Raw genomic sequence first — 517 nt, 5'->3', positions numbered from 1 at the left:
AGCAATACCACCTCAGCCACCTTGACCAGCGATGAGAACAAGACGAGCAATGATCTGAGCAACTTCAGTGACGATAACGGTAAATTGGCTTCGGATACCACGAAGGATACGAGTGATCTCGGTTCCGACGGGACCGTGGCTCAAAAGAGTGCCAACGCGAGCGACCAGACGCAGTTGAGCAATGATCAGCAGAATTACAACAGCGATGTCAATGAAACCAGCGATGATCAGAGCAAGGCGAAGTCGAATGCGTTGAGCAATGACCAGAGTGATATCAACAGTGATCAGACGAAGGTCAACAGCGATTCGACCAAGTTCTCTGATGATCAGAGCAACGTGGCTTCGGACTTAAGTGATAGCAATACCACCTCGGGCACCTTGACCAGCGATGAGAACAAGACGAGCAATGATCTGAGCAACTTCAGTTCTGATAACAGTAATTTGAATTCGGATACGACGAAGGAAACGAGTGATTTCGGCAGCAACGGGACCTCGGCTCAAAAGAGTGCCAACGCCA

Annotated in this window: 1 protein-coding gene; it reads left to right on the top strand. The window is 49.5% G+C overall.

Features of this window, described 5'->3' with window-relative positions; translation table 11 throughout:
- Positions 1-517: hypothetical protein (locus CES79_RS12900; protein WP_225362446.1), on the top strand; the 517-nt coding region annotated here is incomplete at both ends.

Source organism: Secundilactobacillus silagei JCM 19001 (genome assembly GCF_002217945.1).
GTDB classification, from domain to species: Bacteria; Bacillota; Bacilli; order Lactobacillales; family Lactobacillaceae; genus Secundilactobacillus; species Secundilactobacillus silagei.
Note: the sequence above shows the minus strand (reverse complement) of the source record. Positions and strands in the feature narration are given on the sequence as shown.